General features: G+C 69.2%; 24 protein-coding genes and 1 tRNA gene. 13 read left to right on the top strand and 12 right to left on the bottom strand.

Annotation, left to right across the window (positions count from 1 at the left end; all coding sequences use genetic code 11):
- Window positions 1-20: 20 nt before the first annotated feature.
- Complete coding sequence (locus tag BW41_RS05460; RefSeq protein WP_037532190.1) at window positions 21-1,262, bottom strand: N-acetylmuramoyl-L-alanine amidase family protein; 1,242 nt, start codon at window positions 1,260-1,262, stop codon at window positions 21-23.
- 490 nt (window positions 1,263-1,752) lie between these two features.
- On the opposite strand from BW41_RS05460, the gene BW41_RS05455 reads away from it, so the two are divergent.
- The 3 genes from BW41_RS05455 to BW41_RS05450 all read left to right on the top strand — a co-directional run bounded on the left by BW41_RS05455 (window position 1,753) and on the right by BW41_RS05450 (window position 6,293).
- Entirely contained in the window at window positions 1,753-4,452 is a 2,700-nt protein-coding gene (locus tag BW41_RS05455; RefSeq protein ID WP_037532260.1) for an Rne/Rng family ribonuclease, read from the top strand.
- Window positions 4,453-4,569: 117 nt separating this feature from the next.
- Window positions 4,570-5,253 carry a hypothetical protein gene (locus tag BW41_RS21720; RefSeq protein ID WP_235199550.1) on the top strand — a complete coding sequence of 228 codons (684 nt, stop codon included), beginning with the start codon at window positions 4,570-4,572 and terminating at the stop codon, window positions 5,251-5,253.
- Complete coding sequence (locus tag BW41_RS05450) at window positions 5,175-6,293, top strand: hypothetical protein (RefSeq protein ID WP_235199548.1); 1,119 nt, start codon at window positions 5,175-5,177, stop codon at window positions 6,291-6,293. The genes BW41_RS21720 and BW41_RS05450 overlap by 79 nt, the downstream gene beginning before the upstream one ends.
- Here BW41_RS05450 and BW41_RS05445 read toward each other — a convergent pair.
- Together BW41_RS05445 and BW41_RS05440 are read right to left on the bottom strand one after the other, a co-directional pair.
- A complete protein-coding gene (locus BW41_RS05445; protein ID WP_081792915.1) occupies window positions 6,283-7,272 on the bottom strand; it encodes an NADP-dependent oxidoreductase in 990 nt (329 codons plus the stop codon). The genes BW41_RS05450 and BW41_RS05445 overlap by 11 nt on opposite strands.
- A gap of 115 nt (window positions 7,273-7,387) precedes the next feature.
- Window positions 7,388-8,605 carry a DUF2171 domain-containing protein gene (locus BW41_RS05440; RefSeq protein ID WP_037532188.1) on the bottom strand — a complete coding sequence of 406 codons (1,218 nt, stop codon included), beginning with the start codon at window positions 8,603-8,605 and terminating at the stop codon, window positions 7,388-7,390.
- Between the two features lie 280 nt (window positions 8,606-8,885).
- Between BW41_RS05440 and BW41_RS05435 the strand changes: the two genes are divergently transcribed.
- From BW41_RS05435 to BW41_RS05425, 3 genes are all read left to right on the top strand, one after another.
- Window positions 8,886-8,961, top strand: a tRNA-Ala gene (locus BW41_RS05435).
- Between the two features lie 59 nt (window positions 8,962-9,020).
- A complete protein-coding gene (locus tag BW41_RS05430; protein ID WP_037532186.1) occupies window positions 9,021-9,764 on the top strand; it encodes an NUDIX domain-containing protein in 744 nt (247 codons plus the stop codon).
- Window positions 9,764-10,489, top strand: a complete 726-nt coding sequence (locus BW41_RS05425; protein WP_051583269.1) for an extensin-like domain-containing protein — start codon at window positions 9,764-9,766, stop codon at window positions 10,487-10,489. Before BW41_RS05430 ends, BW41_RS05425 begins: the two co-directional genes overlap by 1 nt.
- A gap of 17 nt (window positions 10,490-10,506) precedes the next feature.
- Here BW41_RS05425 and BW41_RS05420 read toward each other — a convergent pair whose 3' ends face one another.
- From BW41_RS05420 to BW41_RS05405, 4 genes are all read right to left on the bottom strand, one after another.
- The gene (locus tag BW41_RS05420) at window positions 10,507-11,064 is read right to left on the bottom strand and encodes a hypothetical protein (protein WP_037532184.1); all 558 of its coding nucleotides are present in this window, start codon (window positions 11,062-11,064) and stop codon (window positions 10,507-10,509) included.
- Window positions 11,065-11,302: 238 nt separating this feature from the next.
- Window positions 11,303-11,572 (bottom strand): hypothetical protein, encoded by a 270-nt coding sequence (locus BW41_RS05415; RefSeq protein ID WP_037532183.1) that lies wholly within the window; start codon window positions 11,570-11,572, stop codon window positions 11,303-11,305.
- 66 nt (window positions 11,573-11,638) lie between these two features.
- Entirely contained in the window at window positions 11,639-12,418 is a 780-nt protein-coding gene (locus tag BW41_RS05410; protein ID WP_037532180.1) for a transglutaminase-like domain-containing protein, read from the bottom strand.
- Between the two features lie 77 nt (window positions 12,419-12,495).
- On the bottom strand, window positions 12,496-13,248 hold the full coding sequence (locus BW41_RS05405; protein WP_037532177.1) for a Bax inhibitor-1/YccA family protein: 753 nt from the start codon (window positions 13,246-13,248) through the stop codon (window positions 12,496-12,498).
- A 134-nt stretch (window positions 13,249-13,382) separates the two neighbouring features.
- On the opposite strand from BW41_RS05405, the gene thpR reads away from it, so the two are divergent.
- Both thpR and BW41_RS05395 read left to right on the top strand, forming a co-directional pair.
- A complete protein-coding gene (thpR, locus tag BW41_RS05400; protein WP_037532174.1) occupies window positions 13,383-13,979 on the top strand; it encodes an RNA 2',3'-cyclic phosphodiesterase in 597 nt (198 codons plus the stop codon).
- The gene (locus BW41_RS05395; RefSeq protein WP_037532173.1) at window positions 13,979-14,515 is read left to right on the top strand and encodes a superoxide dismutase family protein; all 537 of its coding nucleotides are present in this window, start codon (window positions 13,979-13,981) and stop codon (window positions 14,513-14,515) included. Before thpR ends, BW41_RS05395 begins: the two co-directional genes overlap by 1 nt.
- Before the next feature lie 16 nt (window positions 14,516-14,531).
- Here the strand turns inward: BW41_RS05395 and BW41_RS05390 are convergent, their stop codons facing one another.
- From BW41_RS05390 to BW41_RS05380, 3 genes are all read right to left on the bottom strand, one after another.
- Window positions 14,532-16,085 carry a spinster family MFS transporter gene (locus tag BW41_RS05390; protein WP_037532252.1) on the bottom strand — a complete coding sequence of 518 codons (1,554 nt, stop codon included), beginning with the start codon at window positions 16,083-16,085 and terminating at the stop codon, window positions 14,532-14,534.
- 233 nt (window positions 16,086-16,318) lie between these two features.
- The gene (locus BW41_RS21490; protein WP_200870350.1) at window positions 16,319-17,173 is read right to left on the bottom strand and encodes a hypothetical protein; all 855 of its coding nucleotides are present in this window, start codon (window positions 17,171-17,173) and stop codon (window positions 16,319-16,321) included.
- On the bottom strand, window positions 17,170-18,405 hold the full coding sequence (locus tag BW41_RS05380) for a TIGR04063 family PEP-CTERM/XrtA system glycosyltransferase (RefSeq protein WP_037532246.1): 1,236 nt from the start codon (window positions 18,403-18,405) through the stop codon (window positions 17,170-17,172). The genes BW41_RS21490 and BW41_RS05380 overlap by 4 nt, the downstream gene beginning before the upstream one ends.
- Window positions 18,406-18,524: 119 nt before the next feature.
- On the opposite strand from BW41_RS05380, the gene BW41_RS21485 reads away from it, so the two are divergent.
- The 3 genes from BW41_RS21485 (at window position 18,525) to BW41_RS05370 (ending at window position 21,418) form a co-directional block, all read left to right on the top strand.
- Window positions 18,525-18,695 (top strand): hypothetical protein, encoded by a 171-nt coding sequence (locus tag BW41_RS21485; RefSeq protein WP_200870349.1) that lies wholly within the window; start codon window positions 18,525-18,527, stop codon window positions 18,693-18,695.
- Window positions 18,688-20,037 carry a DUF5935 domain-containing protein gene (locus BW41_RS05375; RefSeq protein ID WP_037532171.1) on the top strand — a complete coding sequence of 450 codons (1,350 nt, stop codon included), beginning with the start codon at window positions 18,688-18,690 and terminating at the stop codon, window positions 20,035-20,037. The genes BW41_RS21485 and BW41_RS05375 overlap by 8 nt, the downstream gene beginning before the upstream one ends.
- A 370-nt stretch (window positions 20,038-20,407) precedes the next feature.
- Window positions 20,408-21,418, top strand: a complete 1,011-nt coding sequence (locus tag BW41_RS05370) for an acyltransferase family protein (RefSeq protein WP_037532170.1) — start codon at window positions 20,408-20,410, stop codon at window positions 21,416-21,418.
- A gap of 141 nt (window positions 21,419-21,559) precedes the next feature.
- Here the strand turns inward: BW41_RS05370 and BW41_RS05365 are convergent, their stop codons facing one another.
- Entirely contained in the window at window positions 21,560-22,126 is a 567-nt protein-coding gene (locus BW41_RS05365; protein WP_037532167.1) for a type 1 glutamine amidotransferase domain-containing protein, read from the bottom strand.
- Between the two features lie 166 nt (window positions 22,127-22,292).
- Between BW41_RS05365 and BW41_RS05360 the strand changes: the two genes are divergently transcribed.
- Together BW41_RS05360 and BW41_RS05355 are read left to right on the top strand one after the other, a co-directional pair.
- On the top strand, window positions 22,293-23,252 hold the full coding sequence (locus BW41_RS05360) for a DNA topoisomerase IB (protein ID WP_235199562.1): 960 nt from the start codon (window positions 22,293-22,295) through the stop codon (window positions 23,250-23,252).
- Between the two features lie 11 nt (window positions 23,253-23,263).
- Window positions 23,264-24,430, top strand: coding sequence for a mechanosensitive ion channel family protein (locus tag BW41_RS05355; protein WP_037532162.1), 1,167 nt, complete (start codon window positions 23,264-23,266; stop codon window positions 24,428-24,430).
- A gap of 9 nt (window positions 24,431-24,439) precedes the next feature.
- Here the strand turns inward: BW41_RS05355 and BW41_RS05350 are convergent, their stop codons facing one another.
- A complete protein-coding gene (locus BW41_RS05350) occupies window positions 24,440-25,393 on the bottom strand; it encodes a DUF2167 domain-containing protein (RefSeq protein WP_081792914.1) in 954 nt (317 codons plus the stop codon).
- Between the last annotated feature and the right edge of the window lie 52 nt (window positions 25,394-25,445).

The following is a 25,445-nucleotide window of genomic DNA, read 5'->3' as shown; positions in this document are numbered from 1 at the left end:
CGGCGCCGCCGGCGGGGCGATCACCGCCCCGCCAGTTGCCGCGCGAAATGCACCTCGACCGCCTTGGTGACGCTGTCCGCGATCCGCTCGCGGCCTTCCTTGCTGTCGAGGAAGGCGGCGTCGACCGGGTTGGAGATATAGCCCGTCTCAAACAGGATCGAGGGCAGGTCGGGCGCCTTCAGCACCATCAGCGAGGCCATGCGGTGGAACACCGGCTTGGTCGGGATCAGCGGCTTGGCCTCGCGACCGAGCAGCCGCGCGAAGCTCGCCGAGCTGTTCATCGTCTCGCGCTGCGCAAGGTCGATCAGGATCGACGAGACGTCGGCGCCGGCATCGCCGAGATTGACGCCGGCGATCACGTCCGCCTTGTTCTCCCGCATCGCCAGCCGCGCCGCTTCCTTGTCGGAGGCGACCTCCGACAGGGTATAGACCGACGCGCCGCTCGCATCGCCGCTGCCGACGCTGTCGCAATGGATCGAGATGAACAGGCTGGCCTTCAGCCGCCGCGCGACGCCGTAGCGCTCGCGCAGCACGAGGAAGCGGTCGTCGTCGCGGGTCAGCGCCACCCGCACCCGCCCGCTGGCGAGCAGTGCGTCGCGGATCGTCCGGGCGATCGCCAGCGTCACGTCCTTCTCGCGCAGGCCGGTGACGGGGTTGATCGCGCCGGGATCGACGCCGCCATGGCCGGCATCGATCACCACCAGCGGCCGGCTGGCGTCGCCCGTCACCTCGGGTAACGGCGCGCGGCGGGCGGGCGGCGGCACCGGGATCGACAGTTTGTAGCGCGGCCGCGCGCGCCATTGGCCGAGGTCCATGGTGAAGAAGCGCAGCGGCCCTGCCGCCACCGCCGCGGCGACGCGCGCCGGATCGGCGGGTTCGAGCGACACCGTCAGCCGTCCGGCCGCGTCGAAGCCGCCGTCGCCGATCACCGCGGGACGACCGAGATCGAGCAGCAACCGCGTGCCCTGCCCCGCTCGCCATTGCCGCACGCGCGTCACCAGCCCGCCGCCGAGCGCCTGCGCACCGGGAATCGCCTGCGCGATATCGATCGCGATCTGGCGACTGTCGTGGAGCAGGACCGCGGTGGCGTCGCCGACCGGACCGTCGAAACCGATGACGACGCGCCCGCCGCTCACCGCGACGCTGCGGATCGCCGCCGCCTGCGCCGGCACGCTGGTGCACCAGCCGACGATAAGGGCGAGCAACGCAAGCATCGGGCGACCTTGCCGCGTCGCGCGGGCGCTGGTCCAGCGAAAAGCCATGACGAATTCCTTGGCCGACGGTATCTGGCCGTCGCCTGAACCCGATCGGTACGCCGCCGCCTGCCAACACCGGGTTGCCCGGCAAGGTTAAGCCGCCATTCGGCATGATCTTGCCGCAGAGTGCGGCCAATTCGTGCCAGTTGCGATACGAGAAGCGCAATGCTACCAACCGACTGCACCCATGCGTCGCGCTTCATTCGTGCAAGCGACGCATCGGTCGCCGCGCCGTCCTGGCGCGGTTTTAACCAGGTTGACGCTCGCATGACGCATTTTCTCAACGTTCGACACCGCCCGGCTCCGGCCGGCGGCGTGTCGGATGTGTGGGAGGGCCGTGCCCCCCGACATGCGCGGCGAGCAGACGCATTCTCACCATCCCGCGCCGGTCCGCCCGGCGCCACCTATCAACGCGCAAGCGCGCCCTCCGGCTTATTCCTTTCAGGACCGTCCGCAGGAGCGCCACGCGCGCGGAGACCGTTCAATGACCACGCGTATGCTGATCGACGCACGCCACCGGGAGGAAACCCGGGTCGCCGTCGTCAAGAATAACCGCATCGAGGAATTCGACTTCGAGAGCGCCGAGCGCAAGCAGCTCAAGGGTAACATCTATCTCGCCAAGGTGACGCGCGTCGAACCGTCGCTGCAGGCGGCGTTCGTCGATTACGGCGGCAACCGCCACGGCTTCCTCGCCTTCAGCGAAATCCACCCGGATTATTATCAGATCCCCAAGGAGGATCGCGACGCGCTGCTGCGCGAGGAGGCGGAGCATGCCGCCGAGGAAGCCGCGCTGCGCGCCGAGCATGACGACGACGACGCCGAGGGCGACGATCACGACGAGGGCGACGATTACGACGATCACGACGACGCCGATCATGACGAGGCGGGCACCGACGAAGGCACGCCCGACGGCACGTCGAAGAAGCCGCGCACCGCGAACGACGAGGAGGTCGAGGCGCTGCGCCAGCGCCGCATGAACCTGCGCCGCCGCTACAAGATCCAGGACGTGATCCGCCGCCGTCAGGTGCTGCTCGTCCAGGTCGTCAAGGAAGAGCGCGGCAACAAGGGTGCGGCGCTGACCACCTATCTCAGCCTCGCCGGCCGCTATTGCGTGCTGATGCCCAATACGTCGCACGGCGGCGGCATCAGCCGCAAGATCAGCAACGCGTCGGACCGCAAGCGCCTCAAGTCGATCATGGCGGACATGCAGTTGCCGCCGTCGATGGGCTGCATCGTCCGCACCGCCGGGCTGCAGCGCACCAAGGTCGAGATCAAGCGCGACTTCGATTACCTGGCGCGGCTGTGGGACGGCATCCGCGACGCGACCCTGGGCTCGTCGGCGCCGGCGCTGATCTATGGCGACAGCGACCTGATCAAGCGCGCGATCCGCGACATCTACAACAAGGACATCGACGAGGTGATCGTCGAGGGCGAGGAGGGCTTCCGCCACGCCAAGGACTTCATGAAGCTGCTGATGCCGAGCCACGCGCGGCGCGTCCGGCAATATGCCGACGCGGTGCCGCTGTTCCAGCGCGCACATGTCGAGGATCAGCTCGCCGCGATGTACCATCCGGTGGTGCAGCTCAAATCGGGCGGCTATCTGGTCATCAACCCGACCGAGGCGCTGGTGTCGATCGACATCAACTCCGGCCGCTCGACGCGCGAGCATAATATCGAGCAGACCGCGACCGCGACCAACCTCGAGGCGGCGCAGGAGATCGCGCGCCAGCTGCGGCTGCGCGACATGGCCGGGCTCGTCGTCATCGACTTCATCGACATGGACAACAATTCCAATGTCCGGAAGGTCGAGAAGGCGATGAAGGAGGCGCTCAAGGACGATCGCGCCCGCATCCAGGTCGGCCGCATCTCGTCCTTCGGCCTGATGGAGATGAGCCGCCAGCGGCTGCGCACCGGCGTGCTCGAAGCGTCGACGCGCGCCTGCCCGCATTGCGAGGGCACCGGGCTCGTCCGCACCGCCTCGTCGGCGGGCCTGTCGGCGCTGCGCCTGATCGAGGAAGAGGCGGCGCGCGGTCGCGGTTCGCTGCTGACGCTGCGCGCCAGCCAGGAAGCGACGATCTACGTGCTCAACCGCAAGCGCGCCGATATCGCCGAGATCGAGGATCGCTACGGCGTCCAGGTCGAGATCATCCCCGATCGCGAGGAGGAGGGCGCGCGCATGTCGGTCGAGGCATCCGGCCCGCCGCCCGCCTATGCGCCCAAGATCGAGGCGCTGGTCGAGGAAGACTATGACGACGTCCCCGAGGAGATCGAGGACGAGGAGGATGAGGAAGAGGTCGTCGAGGCCGAGGCGGAGCCGCGTCGCGAGGGCGGTCGCCGGTCGGAACAGCGCGAGGAGCGCAGCGATGACGACGGCGAAGGCCGTCGGGGTCGCCGCCGCCGTCGGCGCGGGCGTCGCGGTCGCAAGGACGAGAATGGCGAGACGTCGCAGGACGAAGCCGCGCTCGACACCGAGTCGGTCGACGGCGAAGCCGAAGCCGAGCCGGTCGAGGCCGATGCCGAAGCCGATGGCGACGCCGAAGCACCGGTCGAGTCGGGCGAGCGTGCCGAGGGCGAGGGTCGCCGTCGCCGCGGCCGTCGCGGTCGCCGCGGTGGCCGTCGTCAGGACGCCGCCGGTGACGTCGTCGCGACGGAGGAGGCCGACGGTGGCGCCGAAGCCGATCTGCCGCCGGCCGATCTCGAGCCGATCGTCGAGGCGGCGGATGCCGGCCCGGTGATCACCGGCCTCGATGCGCCCGAGCCTGCCGCCGTCGGGGATGCGACGCCGGTCGAAGCGCCCAAAACCCGCCGCCGTCCGCGCGCCCGTGCCGCCGCTCCGGCTGCCGAGAGCGTCGAGACGCCGGCCGCCGCCGAGCCGGTCGAGGCGGCGCCGGCCGCGCCGGCCGAGCCGCTCGCCGAAGCCAAGCCGAAGCGCACGCGCAAGAAGAAGGCCGACGCGCCGGTCGCCGAGGCGGCAGAGCCGGCCCCCGTCGCCGAGGTGGCTTCCGAGGAGAAGCCGAAGCGTCGCCGCACCCGCAAGGCGGCGACCGAAGAGGCCGCACCGGCGATCGAGACGGCCGCGCCCGCCCCGGCCGAACCCGAAGCCGCCGCAGAGCCTGCGGAAGCGGACGACGCCGCGACCGACGCCGGTGGCGAGACCCCGCGCCGCGGCTGGTGGCAGCGCACCTTCGGCGCCTGAGCCCTGCCCCTTCCCCGTCCGCGCGCCGGACGGGGAAGGAACCCGGCGAACGTCTTGACTTCGCTATATAATGTCTGAATTGGACACAATGGCTGCCGCGGTATACGATCCTGCGGCATGTTCCAGTCGCCCCCTGTCGCCGACCGCCCCCGCATGGTCGTCCGGTCGGCCGCCGTCCTGCTCGTCTATGTCGTGGCGATCGCGCTCTTCTGCCGGTCTGCGCTGGTCAGCGGTTTCGATCTGGGCTTCGGCGAGCGCGGCGATGCGATCATCCAAATCGCAATCCTCGAACATTGGCGCAACGTTCTCGCCGGTGTCGCCGCCTGGGACACCAGCTTCTACTTCCATCCCTATCACGCGACGCTCGGCTATAACGACGGCTATCTGCTCTACGGCCTCGTCTACAGCGGCTGGCGGCTGATCGCCGACCCGTTCCACGCCGACACGCTCAACATCCTCACCTTCAAGACGATCGGCTTCGCTGCGGCGTACGCCCTCGTCGCGCGCAGTCTCGGCTGGGGGCAACGCACCGGGCTGGCGGTGGCGCTGCTCTGGACGGTCGCGAGCAATATCACGCTGCAAGCGGTCCATGCCCAGTTGCAGAGCGTCGCCTTGCAGCCCGTCGCGATGATGCTCGCGATCGCCACCGTCCGCGCCGAGCAGGCCGGTCGGCCGACGCGGGCCCGGTTCGCCGCCATGGGGCTCGCGCTGCTGCTCGCCGCATGGCTGCTCACCTCTTTTACATGGCGTGGTTCACGCTCTTCTCCGCTTGTCTTTATCTCGCCTGCTGGGCGGTGGTGACGCGGACGTGGCGGCCCGCTGACTGGATCGCCCTGCTCCGCCGGCATGCCGGGACGATCCTCGCCGGCGTGGCGACGTTCGCGGTCGCGATCCTGCCCTTCCTGCGGCTGTATCTGCCCAAGGTGCGCGAGACGGGCGGCGAGGCGGTCGACGATATGCTCGGCTATCTGGTGACGCCGGTGATCGACATGATCAACGTCGGTCCGGGCAATATCGTCTGGGGATGGCTGTTCCTGCCCCTGTTCGTGCTCGTCCACCGCCTGCTTCCCGACGATCCGGCCCTCCCCGGCCGTGTGCTCGGCGGCGAACATGAGGCGGGGTTTCCGCTGCTGTTCTCCGCGCTGGCGCTGCTCGCCGCATGGCGGATCGTCGCGACGCGGCGGATCGACGGCTGCCGTCCGGCGCCTGCGACGCTGCGCGCCTTCGCCCTGGCGATGCTCGTCGCCTGGCTGTTGACGATACAACTCTGGAAGGCCTCGCCGTGGCTGCTGGTCTTCCACCTCGTCCCCGGCGCCAAGGGCCTGCGGACGATCTCGCGCTACCAATTGTGGCTGACGCTGCCCTTGCTGCTGATCGCCGCCGCGGTCTGGCGGCAGCGGGCGCGGCGGCTGTTCCGCCGCCGACCGTGGCTCGCGACAGGGCTCGCCGCGCTGCTCGTCGCCGAGAATCTCAGCGCCGAGACGCCGGCGCAGCTCAGCCGCGCCGAGCAGCGCGCCGCGCTGATGCATATCCCGCCGCCACCCCCCGGTTGCGCCAGCTTCTACGTCGTCGCCACCCGCCCGACCGAGCCGCTCTACATCAGCCGCGAGTTGCACGCCCGCTACCCGCACAATGTCGATGCGATGCTGCTCGCCGAACTGTGGCGGGGGCCGACGATCAACGGGTTTTCGACCCTCCACCCGCCCGACTGGGGTTTCGCGGAGCCGCGCGCCGCCGATTACGACGCGCGGGCCCGCCGCTATGCGCAGCGCCATCGCCTGCGCGGGCTCTGCCGGCTCGACGTTCGCGCGCGGCCGCCCTGGTCGCGGGTTACACCTTGACCAGCATCTTGCCGGTATTGCCGCCCGAGAAGAGGCCGAGGAATGCCTCTGGCATATGGTCGAGGCCGTCGATCACCGTCTCGTGACGCTTGAGCCGGTCTTCCTTGAGCCAGCCGCCCATGTCGCGATAGAAATCGGCGGCACGATCGGTGAAGTCGCTGACGATGAAGCCTTGGATGCGGATGCGATTGCCGATCAGACGGGCGAGGTAGCGCAATGCGGTCGGCTTGCTGCTGTTGTAGACGTCGATCATCCCGCAGATCGCGAAGCGCGCGCGGAGATTGGCGTGCGCCAGCGCCGCATCGAGATGATCGCCGCCGACATTGTCGAAATAGACGTCGATGCCGTTGCGCGCGACCTCGCCAAGCGCCTTCACCACCGGCGTGCCGCTCTTATAGTCGATCACCGCATCCGCGCCGAGCGACTGGACCCAGGCGCATTTCTCCGCGCCGCCGGCCGAGCCGATGACGTGACAGCCCTTGGCCTTGGCGATCTGCACCACCGTCGATCCGACCGCACCCGCCGCGGCGGAGACGAAGACGGTATCGCCCTCCTTCGCCTGCGCGACCTCGAGCAGCCCGAAATAGGCGGTCATCCCCGGCATGCCGAGCTGGCCGAGAAACGCCTGCGGATCGACGTCGAGCTCGGGCAGTGGCTGGACCTGCGACTCGGGCAGCACCGCCTCGTCGCGCCAGCCGGCGAAATGCTGGACGGCATCGCCGGGCTTGAACCGCTCCGACCGGCTTTCGGTGACCGTGCCGATCGCACCGCCTTCCATCGGCTTGCCGAGCGCGAACGGCGGCGTGTAGCTTTTCACGTCGTTCATCCGGCCGCGCATATAGGGATCGACCGACAGCCATTGATTGGCGATGCGCACCTCGCCCTCGGCAAGATCGCGCTGCGGCAGGTCGATCAGGGCGAAATGCTCGTCGCTCGGCAGCCCCTCGGGCCGGGAAGTCAGGCTCCATGCACGTGCCATCGTATCAATCTCCGTTGCTGGTGATGAAGGGGGATCGGGTTGCGCCGATCCCCTGTCCACCGCAACGCAAAAGGCCCGGGACATGCCCGGGCCTTCGCGTGACGGTCGCTCGGGCTCAGTAGGTGCCCGAGAAGCTCTTGTTGAGCGTCTTGCCGTCGCCGTCGGTGCTGCTCGTGCTGGTGCTCGTGCTGCCCGTGGCGGTCGACTGCGTGTTCGACGTCGGGTTGGACGATCGCGTATTCGCATAGGGCTCGCGACGCGACTGGTCCTCGCCGAACATCGCCTGGCTACGCTCCTCGTCGCGCCACGCTTTCTTCGCCTCGGCAGCTGTCTTGCTCAGCGTCACCTTGCCATCGACGCTCTGCAGCCAGTTCGACGGGATCGAATGGTGGCGGCCGCCGGCATCGACATCGTTCTTGGTCAGGATGATGCGATCGCCGCGCACCTTGTCGACGGTGCCGACATGCTCGCCGTCCGAGCCGACGACGTCCATATGCTCCTCGACCTTGTTGAGCGAGTCACGCTGCGTCTGACGGTTCGAACGCCACGAGCTGAACTCGTTTTCGAACTTGGTACGGTTTTCCTGGCGATACTCGTGGTAATCACGGTCGAGCGCGTCGATCTGGCCACGGCGCCAGCTATGATAATCGTTGTCGCGATCATGGTTGGCTTGCTGATCCTGGCGCGAATCGAACTCGCGGCGACGCTCGGCGTCCTCATCCCCGAACCACGAGCGGACCTCGTCCCCGGCACGCGCCAGGAAGCCGCGGTCTTCGTAATCATAGCCCTGCGGCTGGCGGCCATAGCCCGGCTGGCCGCGGCCGCCGGCGTTGCGGTTGCGATCGCGGTAATTGTCGTCGTCGTCGTGACGGTGCGACCCGAAATCCTCGAACCGGCGGCTGCCGCTGCCGTAGCTGCCGTGATATTCCTGCTCGCTGCCGCGATACTGGCCCGCATCGGCGCCGTAGCGGTTGCGATTGTCGGAGCGATCCTGGCCGTAGCGGTCGTCCTGGCCGTAGCTGCTGCGCCCGTAGTTGCTGCGACCATAGTCGTTGCCCGAGGCGCCATAGCCGCCGCGTCCGCCCTCATAGCCGCGATCACCGTCATAACCGCGCCCGCCGCCATAGGACTGGTCGCGCTGGCCGTACCGCTGGTTGCCATAGTCGCGTGCGCCATAGTCCTGACGATCGTTCCGGCCGTCATTGCCGTACCGCCCCGCGGCCTGATAGTCGCGTGCGCTCGAATAGGTGTAATCGCGGCCGTAGCCCTGATTGCCGCCGCTGTTGTAATCGTCGCCGTGCGCGTCGCCTCGGGTATTGCGTTCGTAGACCATGATCGTCTCCTTCGACAAAAGCTCCTGCGGGTGCCGACCGCGTCGTTGCTGCGCGACCGTGCTCCTGATCGAAATAAAGATTAAAATGGCCCTTCGTTCCGACTGTTAGCGCCGCGTAACGGCTTTGCGTCGCAACCAGCCATCGGCCTGCCGCAGCATCGGAAACGCGGGCGCCCACACGCCCCGGGGGATTTTTTGGCAGCAGGCGCAAGCGGCTGTTGCATCGCCCGGATCGTGCGGCTAATGGCGTCGCTCTCGGGCTGGTCCCGAGCCGGGGTGCGGGGCTGTAGCTCAGATGGGAGAGCGCTGCAATCGCACTGCAGAGGTCAGGGGTTCGATTCCCCTCAGCTCCACCACCGCACCCCCATCTTCCGCCTTGTGCTTCCATCGCCGCCGCTGAGACGTTCTGCGTGCGATGACCGATCCGATCCCCGCCGCGACACTGATCCTGCTGCGCGACCGCGACGCCGCGCCGCCCGACGTGCTGATGGTCGAACGCGCGCGTGCGCTGGCGTTTGCCGGAGGCGCGATGGTGTTTCCCGGCGGGCGGATCGATCCGGGCGACGTAGCGCTGGCCGCGGCGATCGGCGCGGGCGCGGACGGCGCGGCGCGGATCGCGGCGATCCGCGAGACGATCGAGGAGGCGGGGCTGGCGATCGGGCTCGATCCGCCCCCCTCGCCCGCCGTGGTCAAGACGATCCGCCGCCGCCTGCATGGCGGCGAGCCGTTCGGCGCGATCCTCTCCGACTATGGCATCGCGCTCGATCTCGCGGCGCTGGTGCCGTTCGCGCGCTGGTTGCCCGATCACGTACCGGTGCGCGTCTTCGACACCCTGTTCTTCCTGGCCCGCGCGCCCGCCGATGCGACGGCGAGCGCCGACGCCACCGAGACGGTACGGCTGTGCTGGAGCAGCGCGGCGGCGGTGTTGCGCGAGGCGGATGCGGGCGCGGTGACGCTGATCTATCCGACGCGGCGGACGCTCGAACGGCTTGCTCTGTTCCCCGACCATGATGCCGCGGTCGCGCAGGCGCGGCGCCACCCGGTCCGCACCATCACGCCCTTCGTCGAGACGCGCGACGGTCAGGACTGGCTCTGCATTCCGGACGATTGCGGCTATCCGATCACCGCAGAGCCCGTCTCGCAGGTGCAGCGCGGCTGATGCGGGCGCTGCGCCGGCTGATCGGCGGCCTCGCGCTCCTCGTCGCGCTCGCCGCCGCGGCGCTGCTGCTGTGGGGGCTGCTGCGCGGGCGGTCGGAGGATCTGCCGTGGACGCCGCTCGATCTCGCCGCGCCGGTCGGGCTGTCGACGGGGCGCAAGCTCACCGCCCTGACGCGTGACTTTCCGCTATGCCGCGCGCTGCTCGACCAGGCGGGGGTGCGGTATCGGGTGCTGCCGCCGCGTGAGGAGGGGCGGTGCGGCTATCGCGACGGGGTGCGCTTCGCCGACGGGGGCGCGCGCGCGATCGACTATCGCCCGGCGGGGCTCGGCATCGCCTGCCCGGTCGCCGCGGCGCTGACCGTATGGGAGTGGCAGGTGGTGCAACCCGCCGCGCAGCGCCGCTTCGGCAGCCGCGTCGTCGCGATCGACCATTTCGGCAGCTATGCGTGCCGGCGCATCTATGGCCGCGACGCAGGGACGTGGAGCGAACATGCCACCGCCGACGCGGTCGATATCGCCGGCTTCCGCCTCGCCGACGGCCGCCGCATCACCGTCGCGCGGGACTGGCGCGGCGACGGCGATGATGCGGCCTTCCTGCACGAGGTGCGCGACGGCGCCTGCCGGCTGTTCGCGACGACGCTGTCCCCCGACTATAACGCCGCGCATCACGACCATCTGCACCTCGATCAGGCCGACCGCACCGCCGGCTGGCGCGCCTGTCGGTGACGCCGCCGCCGGCGTGATCAGTGCGGCGCGGCGGCCGATCCCGTGTCGACCTTCTCGACCCAGTGCGGGAAGAACGCCGGCTTGCGGTTCGACCAGCCCGAGGCGGTCGCCGCCGCTTCGCTGATCGACTGGAGCAGCTTGCGGCGCAGCTCCGGGTGAAGGTGCGGCAGCGCCGCCGCGGCGCAGAAGGCGCTCGGCAGCCACGGCCGCGCCGCCGCGCCGATCAGCCGCTCGTAGAGGAAGCGGAACGCGGAAAAGCTGGTCAGCCGCCCCTGCCCCAGATCGAAGCCGACCAACGTCACCAGCGGCGCGAGGAACGGCTCGACCGCGGCGAGATCGGCGTCATCCGGCACCAGCAGCCGCAGATCGGGGAGTGCCCGATACAGCCGCGCCTGCGCGCGGATGCTCGCCGCCTCGACCACGTCGCGCGACCAGCGGACCATGGCGTCGTCGCGATCGAGCCCGATATCGAGGCTGCGCCGGATATAGCGCTGCGTCGAGCTGGGGAAGCTCGCGAATTCCTTCATTTCGGCCAGCGTCATCGCGCCTTCCGCCGGTCTGTTCTTGGCACCCATGTCGTCACCCCACCCGCCAGAGAAGTCGGCACGATCCTCGCTCATGTTGGTTAACAACATCCTGAACGTGGGACGCCCCGCGTCACAAAAGCATCATGAAAGCTGCTGCGGCGCAACATAGATTGCGACGAGCGGAGTGATTTTGGTCGCAAACGTCGCAGGATAGCCGGATCGCCCATAGCAAGACGGCGGCCCCTCGCGGAGCCGCCGTCTTTATCCAATCCGATCGGTGCGTGCGTTACCGGTTGCGCTCGGCCTCTTCGTCGAAGCCCGACGAAGGCGCCGGCTCACGATCGTGACCGGGCTGCGTCATCGAGGGCGGATCGCTCGCATCCATCGATTCGTCGAGACCGGCATCGAGCCGGGCGTCGGCGCTGTCTGGGTTCTTCTCGAGCCGCTTGTTGATCGACTTGTCCTGGCCGGCATCCTGGCGCGGGTCACGCTCCTGGTTGCTGGCGTTCGGCGCGACCGACAGGCTGTCGAGAGCCTTTTCGTCAATTCCGGTCATGATGACACCCTCCTGAGTTTACCAACCAGCAACGTTCGCCCGCGCCGTTCCGTTCCTGCCGGTCAGTCACGCCGCGGTGACCCGGACCGTCTGATTGACGAACTGCGCGATGCCGAACACCGTCATGAAGGCGATGTCGGTCGCGTCGCGTCCGACGCAGACGCGCGCGATCGTCTCGGCGGGCGCCATCCGCGTCGCATCGACGAGCCGCCACGCGCCGTCGAGCCACAGTTCGGCGACCGCATGGAAGTCCGGCGGATCGACGCCGGGTGCGTAGGCGGCGACGCAGCGGGCCGGGATCTCGCCCGCCCGCGCCAAGGCGACGAGCAGATGCGCGTAATCCCGGCAGACGCCCGACCGGCTGGCGAAGGTATCGATCGCGGTCGTCTCGCCGCTGCTGGTATTGGCGCGATAGTCGAGCGACTCCGCCACCCAGTCGGCGAGCGCCGTGGCAAGCGCGCCGCCGCCCATGCCGCCGAAGCGACGGCGGACGAATCCTTCGAGCCGGTCCGACTGGCAATAGCGGCTCGGCAGCAGATAGGGGATGAGCGCGCCGTCGAGCGCGCGCGCCGGCGTCGCCGGCAGGCTGGCGAGATCGACCGGCGCGCGCGTCACCTCGACCTCCGCCCGATAATGCGCCTTGAGCCAGCCGTCGGCGCGGATCCAGCAGCGCTGGCCGATCCCCTCCTCGCCGCGCGCCGCCACCACCGGCGTGTCGCTCCACACGGTCAGCGATTCGGAGACGATCCGCTGGTCGGGCATCGCCGCCGCCTCGATCTGCAACAGCACGTCGCTCGGCGGGCCGAGGATGGCGTAATCGAGCGCGACGTCGATCGAGAGGCGCATCGGCCTATTCCTTCACACGAAAAAGCCCGGCGGCCGTGGCCACCGGGCTCGTTGAACCAGACGGAGGTCCGGTCGGATCAGTTGCGCTGCGAACCGAAGAGACGCAGCACGAAGAGGAACATGTTGATGAAGTCGAGGTAGAGCGACAGCGCCGACATGACCACGGCCTTGCCGACCATGTTGGTGCCCGCGACCTGGAAATACAGGCTCTTGGTGCGCTGCGTATCGTAAGCGGTGAGGCCCGCGAACAGCAGCACGCCGACGATGCTGATCACCAGATTGAGCACGCTCGACTGAAGGAACAGGTTGATCAGGCTGGCGACGATCACGCCAACGAGGCCGATGATCAGGAAGGTGCCGAATGCCGACAGATCCTTCTTGGTCGTATAGCCATAGAGGCTGAGACCGGCGAAGCCCGCCGCGGTCGAGAAGAACGCACCGGCGATCGACGTCCCGCTATAGACGAGGAAGATCGTCGACAGCGACAGGCCCATCAGCACCGCAAACGCCCAGAACAGCATCTGCAGCGTCGAGGTCTGCATCCGCCCCTGCCCGAAGCTCATCGCGAAGACGACGCCGAGCGGCGCGAACATCAGCACGTAGCGCAGCAAGCCGCCGCCCATGAACACCTGGGCCGCGGGCGACGAGGCCCCGCCCCAGGCGAACAGCAGCGCGACGATGCCCGTCAGCAGCACGCCCGAGCCCATGTAATTATAGACCGACAGCATGTACGAGCGCAGACCCGCGTCATAGGCACCGCTGCGCGCTGTGTCGGTGCGCGTGGCCCCGAACGGCGCGGCGCTCGGCCGGGGGTCAGACCAGTTAGCCATGGTATCCAAAACTCCTTTACCGACCACATGCCGGATGACCGAAATATCGGCCTGCCGTGGTCCCATTTCAAGCGAAACCGGCTAAGTCCCGGTTCCAAAGCAACAGAACTTTACAAAGAGGCGTTACCCTCGCCATGCGTCTGTTCGTCGCGCTCCGCCCGCCCGCCGCGATCCACGATTCGCTGCTCGACGCGATGGACGGCGTACCCGCCGCGCGCTGGCAGGACGATGCGCAATTGCACTGCACGTTGCGCTTCCTCGGCGATGTCGACCGGCCGCAGGCGGAGGATGTCGCCGCGGCGCTCGCCGCGCTCTATGCGCCGGCGCCCTGCGTCCGGCTGCACAGCGTCGGCCAGTTCGCGCACAAGGGGCGAACCGATACCTTGTGGGCGGGGCTCGCCCCGACCGCGGCGCTGCACCACCTCGCCCGCAAGGTCGAACAGGCGTGCACGCGCGCCGGCCTCGCGCCCGAGCGGCGCGCCTATCTGCCGCACGTCACGCTCGCCCGGTTGCCGCGCAGCGCCGGTGCCGCGCCGGAGATCGATGCCTGGCTGGCGCGCCACGCCGCGCTCGCCAGCGATGCCTTCGTGCTGCCGCATCTCATCCTCTACCAGAGCCATCTCGGCCACGGCGGCGCGCTGTACGAGCCGGTGATGCGCTGGCCCCTTGCGCCGCCGGCGGAACCGCCGCAGGTCCTGCCGGTTCGTTCGGAAACCTCGGGAGACCCTTGATGCGCGTTATCCTCGTCCTTGCCGGCCTGTCGTCGCTCGCGCTTGCCGCCTGCGCGCAGAAAGACCCGGTCGCCGTCGGCAGCGCCATCTCGGGCGGCGCCCGTGCCACCGCGAGCCTGCGCACCGCCAACGGCCTCGACGCTGGCCACGCCAATGTTGCCGAGGTGGCCGGCGGGCTGCGCTACACGGTCGACGTCAAGGGCCTGCCGGCGGGGACGCATGGCGCGCATATCCACACCACCGGCCGCTGCGACGCGCCCGACTTCACCACCGCGGGCGGCCATTGGAACCCGACGTCGGCAAAGCACGGCAGCATGAACCCGCAGGGGCCGCATGAGGGTGACCTGCCCAATCTGATCGTCGGCACCGACGGCCGCGGCACGCTCGGCGTGACGGTGCCGGGCGCGACCATGGCGGGGCTGCTCGACGCGGATGGCGCCGCGATCGTCATCCATGCCGGCGCCGACGATCTGATGACCGATCCGTCGGGCAACAGCGGCGGCCGTATCGCCTGCGGCGTCTTCACCGCCGCCTGATCGACGCGGCGGCGGGTCATTCCACCGCCGCCGCCCTCGCCTCGCGCGTCGCCTCCGCGGCCGGCACCAGCCGGTAGGCGGCGACCGCGCAGGCGACCGTCACCGGCACGACGGCGAGCAGCGACAGCATTCCGATCGACAGGCTGCTCGACAGCGTCGAGATCCGCCCTGCCGCATAGGGACCGAGCGCGAGGCCGAGCAGCGTCGTGCCGATGAAGAAGGTCGCGGTCGCCGCACCGCGCATCCGCGGCAGCACGAGGTCCTGCGTCGTCGCCGCCGCCGCGCCGAGCGCGCCGCTCGCGGTCAGCCCGGCGAGGAACAGGCTGGGATAGAACACCCACACGTCGCCCGCGGTGAAGGCACCGATCAGGAACGGCACCGGCAGCGTCGCGCCGGCGAGGACGACGATCAGCCGCCCCGCCGGATTGCGCCGCCGCAGCCGGTCGGCGACCAGCCCGCCGATCGTCACGCCGAGGAAGCCGGCGAGCGCCCCGCTGCTGCCCAGCCACAGCCCGGCATGCGCCGGCGTCTCGCCGAGCACACGCAGCGCGTAGGGCGCGGCCCAGAAATTGGCGGCATAAGCGAGGAAGGCGATCAGCCCGTACGCCACCACGGTGCAGACGAACGCCGGCGTGCCGACGATCAGCGCAAAGGTCGCCGGATCGCGCCGCCGCAGCGCGCTGCCCCAGGAGAAGACCGCATAGACGCCGGTGCCGACCGCGATCCACTGCGGCGCCGGCTCGCCCAGCGCGATCAGCAGCGTCACCAGCGCCGCCACCCCGGCCAGCGCGGCGAGATTGACGAACAGCGCGCGCGCCCCGCCCTGCCACGCGCCCAACAGCGTCAGCGGCGGCAGGATGGTGAGCAGCTCGGCGGCGAAGGCGCGAAACGGCGCGGGATGCGGCGGCGGTGCGGGCAGCCCCTCGACCAGCCCGCGTACCGGCTCCCGCAGCGTCGCGATCCACAACGCGACGAGCAACCCCGGCAGGCCGACCACGAGGAACGCCGCCTGCCAGCCGACCAGCCCGAGCGGGCCGCCGGCCGGAAAGGCGCGGTTCCAGTTCTGCACGACCATCCCGCCGAGGAACAGCGACACGCCGCCACCGACGTACAGGCCCGCCGAATAGATCGACAGAGCGGTCGCCCGCAGCCGTTTGGGGAAATGGTCCGAGATCAGCGAATAGGCGGCGGGCGATGCCGTGGCCTCGCCGACCCCGACACCGATCCGCGCCGCGGCAAGCTCGCCCCCGGTCCGCGAGAAACCCGACAGCGCGGTCATCGCCGACCATAAGGCGAGCCCCACCGTCATCAGCCGCACCCGATGCCAGGTGTCGGCGAGCCGCCCGAGCGGGATGCCGAACAGCGCGTAGAAGACGCCGAATGCGGTGCCGTAGAGGAAGCCGAGATCCTCGTCCTTGAGCCGCAGGTCCCGCTTGATCTCCTCGGCGAGAATGGCGATCACCTGCCGGTCGATGAAATTGAGCACATAGACGACGAACAGGATGCCGAGCACGTACCAGGCATAAGGCGACGCCCGCTGCTCGCCTGCCCCCGCCGTCGCCTCGGCCATCGCCACCCCCTCGCCTTGCCGGCTCACGCTAGCAGAGGCGTGGCGGGAAGACGATACCCGATGCTCTAAACTGGTCGGGCGCGGTCGGCGGGCGGGTTAGGGATGCACGCGGAAGCGCAGAGGACGCAGAGAGAATGGGGTGAAGCGTCCGTGCAGCATCGGCGAGGAGAGGAAGCGCCCGCAGCACACCTCTGCGCCCCCCGCGCCTCTGCGCGACAACATTCGTCGCGGTGCTAAGCGCGCCGTCGCTGCCGCGTGCCGCGCTCGAGCCGGTCGAGCAGCGATTCGATCGATGGCACTTCCGCAGGCGCAGACGCGGGTGCGGGTGCGGGTGCGGGTGCGGGTGCGGGTGCGGGAGATGCAGCGGGGGCTTCGACTATCGGCTCAGCGACAGGTTCGGTGATGGCCGGCGCGGCTTCGACAATCTCTTCGTCTTCCGGCTTCACCTCGGGCTCAGGCTCAGGCTCAGGCTCAGGCTCAGGCTCAGGCTCAGGCTGAGGCTCAGGCTCAGGCTCGATCGCCACCGGCTCCGGCTCCACGACCGACACCGGCGGGCGGAGCGGCATCACCGGGCGGACGGGTTCGCGCGGCACGTCGGGCAGCGCGCCGGGGTGATAGGCGGCAAGCGGCTGGTTGAGATCGACCGGGATCGATTGCACCACCGGCGGCTCGCCCGCCTCCGTCTCGTCCGCAGCGGCCGGCGGCGTCGGCGGCGGCAGCGGCGTACCGAGATCGGCCGCCGACATCGGCCGGCGCGCCGGCGCATCGGGATGCGCGTCGGCGCGGCGCAGCACCGGCACGCCGGTGTCCGCCGCAGCCGTGCGCGCGAACAGACCACCCGCGCCGAACAACAGGAACAGCGCCGACCAGACCACCGCCGCGGTGACCAGCCCGCCGCCGAGCGCGAGCAGCGCACGCGCCGTCGCGCCGAGCGGCGGCGCGGCGGCGGCGATCAGCGCCGGCATGCCGCTCTGCCATACCCAATCCTCCAGCACGGTCTGCGGCACGAGCAGGAAGAGCGCCGCCACCGCGATGCCGCCGGCGATGCCGCCGGTCGGCGCGATCCAGGCGGTGGAGCGTGCTGTCATCGATTGGCCGGGGAACGCTGCCATGATCCATCCACTGTCGCGGCCATGGTCAGCCGCTGGTAAATTGGTTCGTAACGACCAATGTTTGACGACCAGTTACGCTCCTGTTCGACGAAGGCGCGCGCCGCCGTCCGCCGCCGCGCCCAGCCGCTGCGATCGGCGAGCAGCCCGGCGAGCGCTGCCGCGATACCCGCCGGATCGTCGGCGGGAAAGAGCGTGCCGATGACGCCGTCGCGGATCAGCTCGCGATGCCCGCCGACGTCGGACGCCGCGACCAGCTTGCCCTGCGCCATCGCCTCGAGCGGCTTGAGCGGCGTCACCAGGTCGGTGAGCCGCATCGCCTTGCGCGGATAGGCGAGCACGTCGACCAGCGCATAATAGCGCTCCACCTCGGTATGCGGCACCCGGCCGACGAAGCGGATCGCCGCCGCCACCGGCGACGCCGCCGCCTGCGCGCGCAGCGCCGCCTCCATCGGCCCGCCGCCGACGAGCAGCAGCCGCGCCTTGGGCCGTGTCGCGACCAGCGCCGGCATCGCCGCGATCAGATCGTCGAGCCCTTCATAATCGTAGAAGCTGCCGATGAAGCCGATCGTCTCGGCATCGCCGAGCCCGAGACTGTCGGCGAGCGCGGCGTCGCGCGCGGCGGGCTCACCGAACAGGTCGAGATCGACACCATTGGGCGAGACGACGATCTTCTCGCGGTCGATGCCGCGTGCGATCAGGTCGTCGCGCAGCCCGTCGCAGATCACCGCCACCGCATCGGCGCGCTGCACCGCCCAGCTTTCGAGCGCCCGCGTCGCGCGATAGCGTGCCGAGCCCTCGCGCCCGGTACCGTTGCCGACCGCGGCGTCCTCCCAAAAGGCGCGTATCTCATAGACCAGCGGCAGGCCGCGCTGCCGGGCGACGCGCAACGCGGCGAGCGCGCCGAGCACCGGCGAATGGGCGTGCAGGATATCCGGCCGGAAGGCATCCACCGCCGCCGCGATCCGCCGCGCGAAGGCGGCGATCCCCGCCACCTCGCCGACCAGCCCCGCCGGGCGCTTCGCCAGCGTGCGGTGGAAGGTCAGCCCGTCGACCGACTCGACCGCATCGGCCACCGCCCCCTGCCGCGGCCCGGTCACCGCCGCCACCTGCCACCCGCGCGCCTCCTGCGCCTTGAGGATCGCGCGGGTGCGGAAGGTATAGCCGCTCTGCAGCGGCAGGCCGTGATCGAGGACGTGAAGGATGCGCATCGCCACGCCTTATGCCACGCGGGTTTAAGGACGCGTCAATCGCGGCGACGCGCGGGACTTAACGTGACATCAACCCGGTGCGCCGCATAGGCTGCGGCCATGCGGACCGGCGCCCTTCGATGATCGACAATCTGTCGCTGGCGATCACCCATGCGCTGATGCTGCTCGCCGCCTGGCTGCTGCTCAAACGGCCGGACCTTGATTCGGAATCGCCGGCGCCGCGTCACTGGCGCGCACGCGGGCGCGGCGCGACTCCGCCGCCGCCGCAGGATCTGCCGCCCGGTGCGTGACCTCGTCTTCGTCGCCTTTCTCGCCGCGATCTTCGGCATGGGGTTGCGGCGGCCGTTCCTGCTCGTGCTCGCCTATGTCTATATCGACATCGTCTCGCCGCAGCGGCTGACTTATATCCTCCTCAACAGCGTGCCGATCTCGCTGATCGCGGTGGCGCTGGCGGTGGGCGGCTGGCTGCTGATCGACGACAAGAGCGACAGCCGGTTCGCGCCGCGGCAGGGGCTGATCGTGCTGCTGCTGCTCTACTGTTGGGCGACCACGGCCGGCGCCGATTTCCCACACGACGCCAAGGACAAATGGGACTGGGTGTGGAAATGCCTCGCCTTTGCCGCCTTCCTGCCGCTGACGCTGCGGACGCGGCTGCGCATCGAGGCGCTGCTGCTGTTCATGATCCTGTCCGCCGCGTCGATCATCATCGTCGGCGGGATCAAGACCGCGGCGGGCGGTGGCGGCTATGGCCAGCTCGACCTGATGGTCAACAACAATTCGGGGCTGTACGAGGGCAGCACCATCTCCACGGTCGCGGTGGCAATCGTGCCGCTGATCGTCTGGTTCATGCGCCACGGCACGATCTTCCCGCCCGACTGGAAGGTGAAGGGCTTTTGCCTGTGCCTGGTCTTCGCCTGCCTGCTGATCCCGGTCGGCACGTCGACGCGGACCGGGCTGCTCTGCATCCTGCTCGTCGCGGCGCTCTCGTTGCGCAACACGCAGCGCAAGCTGCTCTACCTCGCGATGATCGGCGCCGCCGGCTTGCTCGCGGTGCCGTTCCTGCCGGCGAGCTTCACGCAGCGGATGAGCACGATCAAGAGCCATGACGCCGACGAATCCGCCTCGACCCGGATCGCGGTGTGGCAGTGGACGATCGACTATGCCAAGACCCACCCGTTCGGCGGCGGCTTCGACGCCTATCGCGGCAACCATATCCGCTACGAGATCCGCAAGACCGACGGCAGCGGCGCCGACCCCGGCATCACCGACCAGGCGATCACCGACAAGGCGCGCGGCTATCACAGCGCCTATTTCGAGATGCTCGGCGAACAGGGTTATCCGGGGCTGTTGCTGTGGCTGAGCATCAGCGTGATCGGGCTGGTCCGGATGGAGGTGCTGCGCCGCCGCTACCGCGATCCGGCGGGCGAGTTCGGCTGGGCGGGGCCGCTGGCGGCGGCGTTGCAGACCGCGCATCTCGTCTATCTGCTCGGCGCGGCGTTCATCGCCATCGCCTTCCAGCCCTTCGTCTACATGCTGATCGGGGCGCAGATCGGCCTCGATTCCTATCTGTCGCGGCGGCGCGCGGAAGCGGGGCAGACGCCGATGCGGCGGCCGCGCCCGGTGGCGGCGTGAGCGACGCGATGGCGGGCCGCGATCGGCTTGGGGTACCCGTGCTCCTGCGAACGCAGGCGCCCAGGGTTGCGGGCGTGACGCGCCGTTGCGCGGCGTGGCTGCGGATTGATGCTCGCGCGGGACCACGGCGACACCCCTGCCGTCATGCCGGACGTGGTCCGGCATCCACGGTTCAGCAGGAGCCAGAGCCGTCAGATTTGCGGCACGGTGGACCCCGGACCAAATCCGGGGTGACGGCGTGGTTCGGGCCCGGTCGAGACGGCCGCGGCGCTCGCGCATGTACGGCGATATGGGATAAGCATCGTCGGCGATTATCCCGGCGCCGCCGCCTTGTCCGTGATGCCGGCCCGGCGCCTAGCAGCCGCCTTCCATGACCGAGCTGCGCGCGCTCACCAGCCTGCGCGGGATCGCGGCGTGGCTGGTCGTCCTCTACCATATCCGCGGCGGGATCGCCGGTCTGCCCGCTGCCGGCGAGCGCCTCCTCGCCAAAGGCTATTTGGCGGTCGACGTGTTCTTCCTGCTGTCGGGCTTCGTCATCTGGCTGACCTGGCATGCGCGGCTCGCTGCGCCGGGCGCGGTGGCGCGGTTCCTGCGCAAGCGGGTGGCGCGGATCTGGCCGTTGCACACGGTGATGCTCGCCGCGGCGGTGGCGCTCGCGCTCTTGTTGCGCGCGACCGGGCGCAGCGACCCTGCCTTTCCGTTCGCCGAGCTGCCGCTGCACCTGCTGCTCGTCCAGAATTGGGGGCTGACCGACCGGCTGCACTGGAATGATCCCGCATGGTCGATCAGCTGCGAACTTGCCGCCTATCTGCTCTTCCCGCTGCTGGTGCGCGCGATCGACTGGCGGCGGGTGCCGCTGGCCGCGCTCTGTGCGGTCGCCGCGGCGCTGCTGCTCGCGCTGCATGGTGCTATGCGCGGGGCGCCGACGCTCGGCACCGATATTCCGCGCTTCGGGCTGGTCCGCTGCCTCGCCGAATTCGGCGCCGGGACGATCCTCGCGGCGATCTTCCTGCGCCGGCCGCCACTCGTCGCGCCGGTCGCGATCGGCGTGATCGCCGCCATCGGCTGGGCGCTTGGCGCACCCGAAACGCTCGTCGCGCCGGCGACCTTCGCCGCGTTGCTGCTGGCTCTCGCCCTTACCGCCGGACGTCCGCGCCATCCGTTGGAGGGGCGCCTGCTGCACGGTCTCGGCGAGATCAGCTATGCGACCTATCTCGCGCATTTCCTGCTGTGGAAGGCGTTCCGCATCCCGCTCGCCGCACCGGTGCTCGGGCCGGGGCTGATCGCGGTCTATCTGCTGCTGCTGCTGGTCGCTTCGGTCGTGCTCTACCGGTGGGTCGAGCGTCCGGCGCAGCGCTTCATCAACGGAGCGTCGCTCTAGAGTATCGGGTTCGCGCGGAGGCGCGGAGGGTCAGGTTTCGGAGACGCTTTGCCTCTCCTCAACTGAGTCAAAGCCGCTGCGCGGCACCTCTGCGTCCTCTGCGCGAACCGATACGGGCGAGCAAGGCTCGCCCGCAGGACTTCAGGCGTCCTCGCTTTCCTCTTCCAACTCGTCCGCCAGCGCGTCGAGGATCGCCTGGTTGAACGCCGGGATATCGTCCGGCTTGCGGCTGGTGATGAGGTTGCCGTCGACCACCACAGCCTCGTCGACCACATCGGCGCCGGCGTTCTCCAGATCGGTGCGTACCGACGGCCAGCTCGTCACGCGACGGCCGTCGACCACGTCCGCCTCGACCAGCAGCCACGGCGCGTGGCAGATCGCCGCGACGATCTTGTCGTCTTCCATGAATTCGGTGACGATCTCGATCGCACGCTCCTGCAGGCGCATCTTGTCGGGATTGCCGACGCCGCCCGGCAGCAGCAGCGCGTCGTAATCGTCGGTATCGACGGCATCGAGCGTTAGCTCGGGGGTGATGCTCTGCCCCTTTTCGCTGTCGTTGATGACGCCGGTGATCGGATCGGTCTTGATCGAGGCCAGCGTGATCTGCACGCCGGCGTCGAGCAGCGCCTGACGCGGCTTGAACAATTCGTCCTGTTCGAACCCGTCGGTGGCGAGGATCAGCACGCGCGCTTGGGCAAGGTCGGCCATGTCATGTCTCCTGGGATGCGCGGCACCAACCGCCACCCCGGCCCGACGTTCCCGGAACACTCCGCATGGTCCACGCATTTCCTCTTTCCCCGTCGACGAGGAGCAAAGGGTGGCAGCGCGTCTGGTCTATTGCGACGATTCGAAACCCGGCATCACCCGGCGCAAGATGCGCCACGGCTGGGGCTATTTCGATGCGTCGGGCGCGCGCATCACCGACCGCGACGAGATCGACCGGCTCAATGCGATCGGTCTGCCCCCTGCCTATCGCGACGCCTGGTTCTGCCCCAAAGCCAACGGCCATATCCAAGCGGTCGGCTGGGACGAGAAGGGCCGCAAGCAATATCGCTACCACACCGGCTTCCGTGAGGCGCAGGAGGCGGCGAAATACGAGAAATGCGCCGATTTCGGCCATTGCCTGCCGCGCATTCGCAAGCAGGTGGAGGCCGATCTCGCCAGCCGCGGCCTGACCAAGGACCGCGCCGTCGCCGCGGTCGTCCGCCTGCTCGACATCGGCCATATCCGCGTCGGCAACGAAGCCTATACGCAGGCGAATGCCAGTTATGGCGCGACGACGCTGCGCAAGCGCCATGGCGAGGTGCGCGGCGCGACGCTCAAGCTGCGCTACAAGGGCAAGTCGGGCAAGGAACGCGACATGCGCGTCACCGACAAGCGCCTCGCCGCGGCGGTGCGCAAGATGCAGGACCTCGACGAACAGCATCTGTTCGCCTGGGTCGACGACGATGGCATGGCGCATCCCGTCACCTCGTCCGACGTCAACGACTATATCCGGCGCGTCGGCGGCGGCGACTTCACCGCCAAGCATTTCCGCACCTGGGGCGCGAGCGTCACCGCGTTCGAGGCGCTCGCCCATGCGCAAGCCGACCTCAGCCTCAAGGCGTTGCTCGAGCCGGTCGTCGCGCGGCTCGGCAATACGCCGGCGATCGCGCGCAAGAGCTATGTCCACCCCTCGCTCATCGGCCTCGTCAAACAGGGCCAGAGCGCATTCCGCAAGGCGCTGCGTCTGCCGCGTTCCGCCCGCTACCTCAGCCGCTGCGAACGCGGTCTGATCGCCTTCCTGGAGGCGGGCACCCCCGCGGCGCTGCCGATGCTCAAGGCAGCCGCCTGACAAGGTCGATCATGTCCAATACCACCTCCGCCGCCGCCAAGGCGCCGATCTTCGACGCCGGTTCGGTCCAGAACCAGATCGGCGACTTCTACACCGCCAGCGAGATCTGGCTGCACACCCACTGGCTGCAGATCCTGATTGCCTTCGCGATCGGCACGGTGATCGTGGTCGCGTTGCACGGGCTGCGCCGGCTCGGCCAGAAATTGTGCGGCGCGGAGGTCGGCCGGCGCGGCTGGGGGACGATCCTCGGCCGGGCGGTGACGCGGACCAGCAACTTCTTCATCATCATGCTCGCCGCCAAACTGGTCGTCGGCTATGCCGGCGCGCCGAGCCAGGTGGCGACGACGGTCAATTTCCTGTGGACGGTCGCCTCGGTCTTCCAGGCGGCGATCTGGGCGCGTGAGCTGATCCTCGGCGCGATCGAGCATCGCACCAGCGGCGAACATTACAGCGGCGAGGCGTTGCTGTCGGCGATGGGGCTGATCCGGCTGCTCGTCACCGTCGCGCTGTTCGCCATCGCGCTGGTCGTCGTACTTGATAATTTGGGCGTCAACGTCACCGGCCTCGTCGCCGGGCTCGGCGTCGGCGGCATCGCCATCGGTCTCGCCGCGCAGGGCATCTTCGGCGACCTGTTCGCGGCGCTGGCGATCATCTTCGACCGGCCGTTCCGCCGCGGCGACAAGATCAGCTACGGGACCACCAACGGTGTGATCGAATCGATCGGCCTCAAGAGCACGCGCATCCGCGCCTTTACCGGCGAGCTGCGGGTGATCAGCAACAAGCAGCTGCTCGACAAGGAAATCCAGAACACCAGCGTACGCGACCATATCCGCATCGCCTTCACCATCGGCGCCGCCTACGAGACGCCGCCCGAGACGCTGGCACGCATCCCGGCGATGCTGAGCGAGATCGTCGTCGCGGAGGGCGGCAAGGTCGCCCGGTCGGGCTTCGAGACGTTCGGCGCGTCGAGCCTCGACTTCGCGCTGCAATTCGACATTCCGGGCGACGACTGGGCGACCGCGCATCCGATGCGCGACCGGATCATGGTGGCGATCATGACCCGCTTCGCCGAGGAAGGCATCACCATTCCCTATCCAACGCAGACCAACTACACCGCCGCACCCGACGGCACGCTGGTGATGCCCTATGCCGCGGGGGGTGAGCCGGGCGCCAAATAGTCGCGCTCGTCATTCCTTCGTGTCGGGCTCGTCCTCTGCATCGCTCCCACCCTGTGCGCGTCCGCGCAGACGGCCGGCAAACCCCTTGGCGTAGCGGGTGATGGCGGCGCCGGCGGCGAGGAAGAGGATCAGGAACTTCTTGCCGAAGGCGAGCAGGATCGCGAGCAGGCCCAGCTTCTTCGCCACGGCGACGCCGGCGCCCGCCGCGACCAGTCCGGCAAGGCCATAGGCCGCCGTCTTGTCGACCGAGGGGTCGTAATCGGCATAGGCGGCGCCCCTGGCGAACTGCGCCGCGCCGGCGAGCGCCTGCGCCGCGCCGCGCACCTCGACGAGCTGCGGCATGCCCGAGATCATGTTGAGGCTCAGCACGCCGTCGCGGCCGAGCAGCCGCACGTCGTAATTGAGGACGTTGGTCTTGCTGTCGGAGAAGCGGATATTGCGCGCCCAGATCAGTGCGTGGCGCGCCGAATCGTAGGTCGGCGCCTGCGCCCAGCCGACGAAATATTCGGTCGGATAGCCGGCCTTCTGCCGCTTCGGATTCTCCGCCTGTTCGTTCGCCCGGATCTCGGCGACCAGCGCGTCATAATCCTCGGACGCCGCGTCCTCGTCGCTGACGTGGCCGGTCCGATCGTAGGTGACGACCGCGCCCCAATCGTTGTCATAGCTGGTGCGGTCCTTTTCGAAGACGATGCCGAGCACGCCCTCCCCCGCGTCGGGCGGGTTGCCCCATAATTTGACGATGACCGCCTTCGCATCGTCGGCCGGGACGAAATAATAGCGGGTCCCGAGATGCAGCGTCGCCTTGGCGGGGCCGACGACGACATCGCCATATTGCCGGGTGAGCGCCTTGTCGAAGGCGACGATCGCCGCCTTGTCGTGCAGCACCCCCGGTTGCGCCGCCGCCGGCACGGCGGCGCCCTGCAAGCCGAGACACACCGCCAGCGCTGCCACCCACGTCTTCATGATGCCCCCCCGTCTGATCCGTTATAGAGGATCATTCCGGTGGGCCGTTCAC

The organism is Sphingomonas sp. RIT328 (assembly GCF_000632225.1).
Classification (GTDB): domain Bacteria; phylum Pseudomonadota; class Alphaproteobacteria; order Sphingomonadales; family Sphingomonadaceae; genus Sphingomonas; species Sphingomonas kyungheensis.
The sequence above is the reverse complement of the archived record's forward strand: the minus strand, read 5'-3'. Positions and strand labels throughout refer to the sequence as shown.